This window comes from Rothia sp. HMSC069C04 (assembly GCF_001812895.1).
In the GTDB taxonomy this organism is placed as follows: domain Bacteria; phylum Actinomycetota; class Actinomycetes; order Actinomycetales; family Micrococcaceae; genus Rothia.
The window spans coordinates 24,593-35,125 of sequence record NZ_KV810736.1 but is presented as its reverse complement, the minus strand read 5'-3'; the positions used below and the strand labels follow the sequence as shown (position 1 = coordinate 35,125).

At 60.2% G+C, this 10,533-nt stretch carries 7 protein-coding genes; 3 read left to right on the top strand and 4 right to left on the bottom strand.

All coding sequences use genetic code 11. The features are described from left to right. The 3 genes from HMPREF2879_RS09305 to HMPREF2879_RS02815 all read right to left on the bottom strand — a co-directional run. On the bottom strand, window positions 1-136 hold a 136-nt coding region (locus HMPREF2879_RS09305), incomplete at its 3' end, for a biotin/lipoyl-containing protein (protein WP_305793661.1). A gap of 191 nt (window positions 137-327) precedes the next feature. Beyond that, window positions 328-1,713, bottom strand: a complete 1,386-nt coding sequence (gene lpdA / locus HMPREF2879_RS02820) for a dihydrolipoyl dehydrogenase (RefSeq protein WP_070634771.1) — start codon at window positions 1,711-1,713, stop codon at window positions 328-330. 447 nt (window positions 1,714-2,160) lie between these two features. After that, window positions 2,161-3,657: a leucyl aminopeptidase gene (locus tag HMPREF2879_RS02815; RefSeq protein WP_070634770.1), complete on the bottom strand. Its 1,497-nt coding sequence runs from the start codon at window positions 3,655-3,657 to the stop codon at window positions 2,161-2,163. Window positions 3,658-4,091: 434 nt separating this feature from the next. Here HMPREF2879_RS02815 and HMPREF2879_RS02810 point away from each other — a divergent pair, with 434 nt between their 5' ends. The 3 genes from HMPREF2879_RS02810 (at window position 4,092) to HMPREF2879_RS02800 (ending at window position 8,863) form a co-directional block, all read left to right on the top strand. Continuing rightward, window positions 4,092-4,997 carry a PAC2 family protein gene (locus HMPREF2879_RS02810; RefSeq protein WP_005505492.1) on the top strand — a complete coding sequence of 302 codons (906 nt, stop codon included), beginning with the start codon at window positions 4,092-4,094 and terminating at the stop codon, window positions 4,995-4,997. 214 nt (window positions 4,998-5,211) lie between these two features. Next, on the top strand, window positions 5,212-7,095 hold the full coding sequence (locus tag HMPREF2879_RS02805) for a metal-dependent hydrolase (protein ID WP_070634769.1): 1,884 nt from the start codon (window positions 5,212-5,214) through the stop codon (window positions 7,093-7,095). Between the two features lie 382 nt (window positions 7,096-7,477). Then, window positions 7,478-8,863, top strand: a complete 1,386-nt coding sequence (locus HMPREF2879_RS02800) for an RNA polymerase sigma factor (protein WP_049349549.1) — start codon at window positions 7,478-7,480, stop codon at window positions 8,861-8,863. A gap of 427 nt (window positions 8,864-9,290) precedes the next feature. On the opposite strand, the gene HMPREF2879_RS02795 is transcribed toward HMPREF2879_RS02800, so the two are convergent. Beyond that, on the bottom strand, window positions 9,291-10,436 hold the full coding sequence (locus HMPREF2879_RS02795; RefSeq protein WP_070634768.1) for an ADP-ribosylglycohydrolase family protein: 1,146 nt from the start codon (window positions 10,434-10,436) through the stop codon (window positions 9,291-9,293). Window positions 10,437-10,533 lie beyond the last annotated feature (97 nt).

The following is a 10,533-nucleotide window of genomic DNA, read 5'->3' as shown; positions in this document are numbered from 1 at the left end:
TGTCAACCTTGTCGGTGGAAACCTCAACCAGGGGTGCGTCAACCTCAATGGTGTCGCCGACCTCAACGAGCCAGCGGGTAACGGTACCCTCGGTCACGGACTCGCCCAGTGCGGGCAGTACTACGGTGTGGGACATAATCTTTCCCGTTCTCCTTGTGAATGCTTGAACTAGAAAAATGTGAGCGGCGACCCGGATGCGCGCCGCATGCATCGAAGCACGTCGACGCGCATCCGGATAGGGGCGTTGTTCAGCGGATACGCCCGGCAACCGCTAACGACCAACGGTCGTCAATACTAAGCTGACGCGCTAACGCCAGTCAGCAAAATTTATGCGCTGTGCAGCGGGGTGCCGTTCAGGACCATTGCAGCCTCACCCAGGGACTCGTTCTGAGTCGGGTGTGCGTGGATGAACTTAGCGACGTCCTCGGGGAATGCTTCCCAAGCAACCCACATCTGAGCCTCACCAATCTGCTCACCCATGCGCTTACCAATAGCGTGAACACCAACGATGGGGCCGTCCTTCTGGCGGACAACCTTCACGATACCGGTAGCACCGAGGATAGCGGACTTACCGTTACCAGCCAGGTTGTACTCAGCGGTCTCAACGTTCTCAGCGCCGAACTTCTCCTTAGCCTTGGGCTCGGAGTAGCCAACGGAAGCGATCTCCGGGTCACAGAAGGTGACCTTGGGGATGTTGATGTCCTCAACAACGGTGGGGTTCAGGCCAGCAATCTCTTCTGCAACGAAGATACCCTGCTGGTAACCGCGGTGAGCCAGCTGAACGCCGGGGACGATGTCGCCAACAGCGTAGATGTTGCCCACACCGGTGTGCAGACGCTCGTTAGCCAGAACGAAGCCGCGATCCATGGGGATGCCCTGCTCCTCGTAGCCCATGTTTGCGGTGTTCGGGCCACGACCAACAGCAACCAGAACAATCTCTGCCTCGAAGACCTTGCCATCAGCCAGGGTGACCTTAGCACCGTTAGCGTCCTGCTCAACCTTCTCGAAGAGGGTGCCGGTGTTGAACTTGATGCCGCGCTTCTTGAACGCACGCTCCAGAACCTTGATGATAGCCGGGTCCTCGTTGGGGACCAGGTTCGGCAGGCCCTCGATGATGGTGACGTCAACGCCCATAGCGTTCCACATGGATGCGAACTCGCAACCAATCACGCCGCCACCGAGCACGATAGCGCTCTTGGGCAGGTAGTCCATCTCCAGTGCCTCGGTGGAGGTCAGAACGCGACCCTCAATGGGCAGACCGAAGGTCTTGGAGACCGAACCGGATGCCAGGATAATGTTCTTACCCTTGTACTCAACACCGCCGACGGTGATGGTGTCCTGAGCGGTGAGCTTACCCTCGCCGGGGATAATCTCAATGCCCTTCATCTTCAGCAGGCCTGCAAGACCCTTGAACTTACCGGAGACGATGCCGTCCTTGTAATCGCGAACCTTGCCCATTTCGATGGACTGCAGCACAGCGTTAACGCCAACCTTGGACGCCTCGCGTGCCTCTTCAGCCAGCTCAGCAGCGTGCAGGTACGCCTTGGTGGGGATACAGCCGGTGTGCAGGCAGGTGCCGCCGACCTTTTCCTTCTCGATCAGGCCGACGGTGAAGCCTAGCTGGCGTGCGCGAATAGCTGCAGAGTAGCCAGCGGAACCGCCGCCGAGGATGAGGATGTCGAATTCTTGAGCCACGATATTGCTCCCTTGCATAGTTGTGGGGGCTAAAGACCCCTGCAATGAGTTCTTTACCAATTTATTGGTAGGTTCCCCAGCATGCGCGAAAGGCCCGCGACTTACAAAAAATCGCGCGCCCCTCCGCGTACGCAGAAAAACACTTAATACAACAATACCCCCGTTGGCGGTCGTTTAAGTTCACTCAGGGCGGTTTTAGCCGATTAATCACCCAAACAGCGCAAATTTTTCACCACTCAAGAAAAGCGGCGCGTCATAGAACAGTCAGATGGCAGGGAACAGTCAGATGGCAGGACCACCACAGCGGTCGCACAGAACGTGTCCGAGAACAGACGCAGAGGAGGGCTCCCCGGTAGAAATACCGGAAAGCCCTCCTCTGATCAGCTCTATGCTGGCAGATGTCTATGCTGGTGGATGCGCACGGACACGTACCTAGTGATGCCGCGCGCCCAGTAAAGCTACAGGCTACTTAGCGTACGACTGGATGAAGTTCACCAGGGTAGCGGTACCAAAGCCGGTACCTTCCTTCGGGGTGAAGCCGTAGGGTGCCTCCTCGTTGAACGCGGGGCCCGCAATATCCAGGTGAGCCCAGGGGATGCCCTCGCCCACGAACTCCTTCAGGAACAGACCCGCAGTCAGCGCGCCACCGTAGCGGGAACCAATGTTCTTGATGTCAGCGACCGGGGACTCCAGGCTCTTACGCAGGTAGGACTCCAGCGGCATCGGCCAGTAAGACTCACCCGCAGCAGCACCGGCTGCAATCACGCGGTCACGAATCTCCTCGTCACCGAGCAGAGCCGCGGTGCGCAGACCCAGAGCAGCCATAGCGGCACCGGTCAGGGTAGCGATATCCAAGATGACGTCCGGGTTCGACTCAGAAGCCAGAGCAATACCATCAGCCATGACCAGGCGGCCCTCAGCGTCAGTGTTCAGAACCTCAACGGTACGGCCATCACGCATGGTGATGATGTCCTCCGGGCGCAGTGCGTGGCCGCCGGGCATGTTCTCAGCCAGGCACAGGTAACCGGTCACAGCAACCGGAACGTCCAGTTCAGCAGAAGCGAGCACAGCGTTCAGAACGGATGCGGCACCCGCCATATCGCACTTCATGGTCATCATCGAAGCGGCAGGCTTCAGCGAGTTACCACCGGTATCGAAGGTGATGCCCTTACCGACCAGAGCCACGTGAGCCTTCGGGTTCTCAGGGGTGTACTTCACAACGGCAAGAACCGGCTTGCGGGGCGAACCCTGACCAACACCGGAAATGCCGCCGAAGCCCTCCTCAGCCAGGCGGTCGTGGTGGAACAGCTCAATCTCAATGTTTGCGTAATCCTCAGCGACCTCAGCAGCGAACTCAGCGAAAGTCTCCGGGTACAGGTGCGACGGAGGCAGGTTCACCAGGCGGCGAGCGTCCTTAGCGGTCTCACCCAGAACCAGGGCGTGAACCAGAGCCTCCTCAGCCTCTTCCTGGTCAATCGAGGAAACAATCAGAATGGAATCGATCTCTTCCTTAATCGAGTCCTGAGTCTTGCCGCGCAGGCCCTCCTCAACGAAGTTACCCAGCACAGCGCCGTGAGCAATAGCCTCAATTTCCTCTACCGAAGAAACACCGAAATCGAAAGCAATCTCCTCAGCGGAACCAACCAGCTGACGAGCCGCAGAACCAGCAGCGTAACGCAGAGCGTCCAAACGCTCCTGACCCTCAGCAGTATCAGAGCCCAGACCCGCCAGCGCCACAATGCCGGCACCGGTGTCCTCAAGACCGGGCAGACGCAGCAGCTGATCGGGGGCACCCGAGGCGCCCAGCGCCTCCAGCAGCTCGTTAATACCCTCAACAGAGTCCTCAGACAGGGAGCTCGGCGCCAGGTACGCACCGTCAGCGCCCTTCAGAACGCCCAGAACCAGAACGTCAGCTTCGAGCGCTTCAAGGTCGGTGCTGTGAATAGACAGAGACAGAGACATCGTTACTCCTTTGCGTATGTCTTCTCAAAATAGTCGGGGCACATCCTCGCGCCCGAAAAACTCAACTGTAGGCCCTCGAAGAGTGAGGATGAATACCGCCGCGCAAAGCCGCGCGGACTACTGCTTCTACTCTACACGGATATGTAGGAGTGCGTGAGGTTCAGCTCTCACTCCCAAACAGCTTGCAGGGCAGAAAAACGCACAAGAAGCCGAGCTGTAACCTCTTAAGAACGTCGACGAGACATCAAACAAGTTCACCTACTGTGAGAAAAGCCCGCGCACTGTCGAGACAGGGCAGTAGTGGCATAAAATGAAAGACTACGGAAAGCGTCAGATAACAGAAGACGCCCCTTCGCCCCAACACCTCGGGTACCGGCAGAAAACACTAAGCCCACCCGAACGCGACGCGAACCAGACAGAAGTGAGGAGGCGTAATGCTCAACCCCGAAGATCTCTACTTAGCCAACACCAAAATATTGGACGACCCCAGGATGCACGGGCTAACCCTCGTCATCGCCCTCTCCAGCCCGCAAGACGCAGGTTCCACCGCAGGTCAGCTCGGGCAGGTGCTACTCAGCGAACTCAAAAACATTGAAATCGTCGAGTTCGACAGCGACCAGCTGCACGACTATCGCGCCCGCCGCCCCTACATCCGCTACGAAAAAGACCACTTCGAAAAGCCGCAATACCCGCAGCTGAAGCTCTACGCCGTAGAAGACAGCCTCGACAAGCCGTTCCTGCTACTCACCGGTGCCGAACCGGACCTGCAGTGGCAGCGCTTCGAAAAGGCGGTGCTGACCATCGCCCAGCGGGTCAAGCCCTCCCTGGTCGTGCTGGTCTCCGCATTCCCCATGCCGGTGCCGCACACCCGCCCCTTCCCGATTACCGCGCACGGCTCCCGCAAGGACCTGATTCGCGGCATCTCCCCGTGGAAGCCCAGCGCGGACGTGCACGCAACCGTCACCAACCTGTTGGAAGTGCTCTTCACCGAAAACGGAATCGACACCGTCGGCTTCGGCGTGAACATTCCCCAGTACATTTCGGAGGCGGACCTGCCGCAGGGCACCCTCACTGCCCTCGAACACGTGGGCATGGCGGCGCACCTCTCCCTACCCACCGAGAACCTGCGCGAAGCCGCACGCCACGTGCACAGCCAGATCAACGATCAGGTCAAGCAGAACCCCGAAATTGGTCGCATGATTACGACCATGGAAGAGAACTACGACGAGAACTTCCGCACCTCCGACATTGCGGTTCCCCTCTCGCGACGCGACGCGCACAACGTGCCCAGCCGCGACGAGATTGGTGCGCTCTTCGAGCGGTTCCTCGACGAACAGTAAAGCGTGCGCAGTAGGGGATACCGCCCGTCAGATAGTGCCTGACAGATATTGCGTGACAAATTATGACGCGGCACCCCGCGCCGCTGTGGACAAACCCCGGTAAACAAACGAACAATACGAATAAATCTGTGGAACCTTCGGACACATGAACCGAAGTATCCACAGATTTATTCGTTTAACCCCGAACCCGCGCAACCCATGCCACCGTGAAGGCATGAACGCAAATAATATCCCCAATGGCAACATCTCCAACGGCAATATCCCCAACAGCGGCTACGACACGCCCCCGCCCATCCGCAACGAATACGACGTGCTCAGCTGCGCCCTCCACCAGCACGGCTACTGGCCCGACCACTCACTCATCATCCTCACCGCAACCGACAACACCCTCGGCCCCAGCCTGCGCGTCAACCTACCCGACGAACCCTGCACCCTGCCCGAACGCGCCGACTTCCTCCACGAAACCTTCACCAAACTCCCCACCAGCCACAACGGCGAAACCCTCACCCGCTTCTACGCCATCATCATCGACGGCGACAACACCGTACGCCAACGCCAACTCAACCCCGACACCGCCCAGCTCGCCACCATCGACGAAATCCATAACGACCTCGAAACCCAAATCAACATCAACACCTGGCTCCACCTGCTCCACGACCCGCGCATCGTCAGCGAACTACGCTGCGAAGACGTCATCTACGCAGGAGGCGCCAGCATCTGGGCACTCAACCCCGAACAGCAAGCCCTCACCCTCCTCGCACCCATCGAAGAAATCCACCACAGCGGCTACTACACCTGGCTCACCCGCCACGGCGACACCATCGCCGACACCGCCCAGCACAACTACGCCCACAGCCCCTGGGACACCGACCCCACAACCAACCCCGAAATCCGCCACGACTGGGAAAACGCCGTAGAACTCTGGGACAACACCCGCACCAACACCACCCGGAACGATGAAGCCCGCCGCCAGGACATTCGCACCATCTACCGCCAAGCCCAAATCGACCTCTGCTACTGGGACGCCGCCATCAACGCCGCCGCGCACCTGCTCACCACCCACCCGGTCGATAACGCGGGCAACCCCATCACCGGTGACGCGCCCACCATCGGCGACGCCCTCCGCGAACTCATCCCCGCCGAAATCGCCGGGCACCTACGCGCCTCCATCGCACCCGCAACCCTCAACCCCATCACCGCCGAAATGCTCACCTACCTCGCCGGCTACGGGCTCAACCACGCCCAAAAAGCGCTCGCCTACCTGCACTACTCCGCCCAATACACCTACCACGCCTTCGGCGGCGAATACCCCAGCCCCGACCGCGCGCCGCTCGAACCACCCCGCTACGGCACCCGCATCACCCGCAAAACCTACATCCCCGCCAGCTTCACCCACGCACTCAGCGCCACACCCGGTACCGAACAGGCACACGTACGCGCCGTGCCCGAAAAATGCGTGCAATGGCAAGACTGGATCCGCCGCACCCACCGCACCATTCAGCAGAGCCGCAGCATTCAACAGAACCGCAGCAACCAGCACACCAACCTCAACGGCTGGGCACTCGAAAACCTCACCCCCGCCGACCTCGCCAGCGCCGCCGAACTCAACACCATCAGCCGCGACCTGCTCCCACGCCTCGAGGAACACCCCAAAGACCACAACGCCCACAACAAACTCGAAAACCTCAAACAACGAATCGACGAAAGCTGCACCAACAGCGAATACCTCACCAAACACCACGCCGTCTACACCCACTACCTCAACGCCCTCAAAGGAAAACTAGACAGCCCCCACTGGGCACGCCTCAACGCACTCGAACTACTCACCAGCCTGCTCACACCCCACAGCACCGACGGAGAATACGCCGAACTACGCAACACCCAAGCCTGGGCCAACTGGTACAAGGGCTACAGCACCTACGCCCGCATGCTCCGCCAAGAAGCCCACCGCCACACATTCGGAAAGGACCTCAACATCCTCGATGTACACCTCAACGCAGGCAACCTACCCGCCTGGATCAAATACACCATCTGCGGCGAACCCGGAACACACCGCGAACCCATCAGCACCCTCAAACCGCGAAAGCCCAGCGCATAAAACCAGAAAGGAATAAACCAACAACAAAAGCAGGGGAGGGGGGCGCCGCCGGGCACGCCCCTCCCGCACACAGCCGCACTCACCCAAAACCAGGCCCACAAGCCACCCAAACAGCGCGTCAAGTTGAAAGCAACCAAAAATCTGCAATACTTATATATTGACCCCGTACAGTCAATGCGCTATAACGCGCCCTCAAACCGCTCCACACAACGAGCAACGGAACCCTGCAAACCGCCCAACGCACGCGGAATAAAACCCGCCCCCACAGCGTTAAACCGGACAAACGCAGCAAACACCCCGACCGAGGACGCCAGCACAGACTTGACAGGGTCTTAGGTGTTTTGCAAACAAAACACCCCACCACAAGCCAGAAAGGGTTCTAGTGGCACCTGCAACCAGCAAGAAGACCGTGACCGGCGACGCAACCGAAGAAACCGTCGCAAAAACCACCACCAAGACCACCCGCACCAAGAAGGCAACCACCAAAGCCGCAGCGGCAACCGAAGACACCACCGGCGCAACCGCCGAAACCGGTGCTGAAACCACTGCCGAAACTACTGCCGAAACCGAGGCAGACAAGCCCAAGCGCACCCGCAAAACCACCACCACCACCAAAACCGCAACCAAGCGCAAGACCGGTGGCCGCCGCAAAAAGAGCGACGACGAATTCGACCTCGGACTCGACGAAGAACTCGAAACCACCGACGGCGAAGACGAAACCGACGAAGAAGACGAAGAAACCGCAGCCAAAATAGAAGAAAAGAAGGCCGCAGAAGCAGTAGCAGCCAAGGGCTCCGGCTTCGTCCTCACCGCAAACGACGACGACGACGCACCCGCACAGCGCGTCGTCACCCCCGGCGCAACCGCCGACCCCGTCAAGGACTACCTCAAGCAAATCGGCAAAGTCTCCCTGCTCAACGCACAGCAGGAAGTCGACCTCGCCAAGCGCATCGAAGCAGGCCTCTACGCCGAACACAAGCTCGCTGAAAACCCCGACATGGACAAAGACCTCAAGAAAGCCCTGCGTTGGGTCGTCCACGACGGCAAGCGAGCCAAAAACCACCTGCTCGAAGCCAACCTGCGACTCGTAGTCTCCCTCGCCAAGCGCTACACCGGCCGCGGCATGCTCTTCCTCGACCTCATCCAGGAAGGCAACCTCGGCCTCATCCGCGCCGTCGAAAAGTTCGACTACTCCAAGGGCTTCAAGTTCTCCACCTACGCAACCTGGTGGATCCGCCAGGCCATCACCCGCGCAATGGCAGACCAGGCCCGCACCATCCGCATCCCCGTGCACATGGTAGAAGTCATCAACAAGCTCGCCCGCGTGCAGCGCCAGATGCTCCAGGACCTCGGCCGCGAACCCACCCCCGAAGAACTCGGCAAGGAACTCGACATGACCCCCGAAAAGGTCATCGAAGTCCAGAAGTACGGCCGCGAACCCATCTCCCTGCACACCCCCCTCGGTGAAGACGGCGACTCCGAATTCGGCGACCTCATCGAGGACTCCGAGGCAGTCGTCCCCGCAGACGCAGTGTCCTTCACCCTTCTGCAGGAACAGCTCCACTCCGTGCTCGACACCCTCTCCGAGCGTGAAGCCGGCGTGGTCGCAATGCGCTTCGGCATGACCGACGGCCAGCCCAAGACCCTCGACGAAATCGGCAAGGTCTACGGCGTGACCCGCGAACGAATCCGCCAGATCGAGTCCAAGACCATGTCTAAGCTCCGTCACCCGTCGCGTTCGCAGGTACTGCGCGACTACCTGGACTAAAAAAGTTCATAGCTAGCGGTTCTAACGTGCTGGCGGATGCTCGTGCAGCTGGTCTGCTGTCCGGCACGCGGACAATGCTCGCAGGGGAGTGCGGGGCCGGACTCCGTGCGCTTGTCCTTACAGACGGCGCACCGGTTCCCGCTCGCGGGGGAGTGCCCCCTCTTCAGCGCCTGGGGGCGCTTCGAGGACGGAGCCCCCGCTCCGCGTGACCGGCTACGCCGTAAGGTTTAGTTGCACATACAGAAAAGGCTCTCCGAAATACCGGAGAGCCTTTTCTGTACCCTTAGGCAGTTTGTTGCGACGGCTTGTGGACGATGCTCGCGGGGGAGTGCCCCCTCTTCAGCGCCCCAATAAATGAATGGGCCAGGCGCTTCGAGGACGGAGCCCCCGCTACGCATCGCCGCTATGCCGTTGAGGTTCAGCGCCGCTACAGTCCCAGCTGGTGCAGATAGCGGTCCGCCACCGCCTCCACCTGATCCAAACCGCGCACACGACCCAGCGCCTGCGACCACGCATCAGCCTCACCGCCAGACACCGGCAAACCAGCCGCCGCCCACAACGCCGCCGTCATCGCACCCACCGAATCCGAATCCGAATCCACCGACACCGCACGGCACAACTCCTCAAACAGAGCACCACGCACCGTCGCCTCATCGGCATCAGCAGACAGGCCCTTCATGGCATCCGCCGCGCACCAGAACGCCACACCCAACAGCTCCGGCGCCGTCCAACCCGTACCAAAATGCTCCGCCACAGCCTGCGGCACCGGCACCACGCCGCGCTCCAGCAGCTCAAGGGCACGGCTCAGCGCCGCAGCCGTACGCGCAGCATCACCCGGAATCGAATCATCCGCCGCTACCGTGCCGCACCAGTCAAGCACACGGCGGGCAGAATCCAACAACGCATCAAACGAGCCAGCCGGGGACGCCAACAGGTCACGAACCAGCAACGCATACGCCGCCGCCGAAGCCAACGCCTCCGGATGCCCATGCGTCAACGCCGCCGCACGCACCGCCAACAAAACCACCGTACGCTCCTGCGCCACTGGCAACACACCCAACGCCGCCGAACGCACCAACGCACCACTACCCAAAGCATCAGGATTCACCGACTTCGACACCAACTGCATCTCACCGGTACCCAACGCCCGCAACGTCGCCGCACCCGGACCACGACGAGCCGTCAACTCTGCCGACCCATCAATCTCACGATCCAACGAAAACGGCGCAGACTCCGGCAGAACATCACCAATACCGCGGAACCACCGCAAATACGCCAACCACAAACACGCCAACTCATCCGCCGCCGTGCCCTCATTATTCCACTCCAAAACCTCCGTCAGGCCATCCAGAGTGAAACACATCAGCTGCGTATCATCACTGACCAGCAGCTCACCAAACGCCGACTCCCACGGCTTAGGGGCACGCTCCGCAATCTGCTCAGCCGACAACAACTCCAACGGATAACCCAGCGCATCACCCAACGCAGACGCACACAACAGGCCGCGCACCCTGCCCGTAAACTCAGCCGAAACCTCAGGTGCACGCGTGAACTCAACAGAAGAAAAACTCATAGGGCGATTATCCCATGTGCGTTCAGGACGCGGAGGCTAGGGCATAAGCGGCTTCGTGCTCATGCTCGCGGGGGAGTGCCCCCTCTTCAGCGCCTGG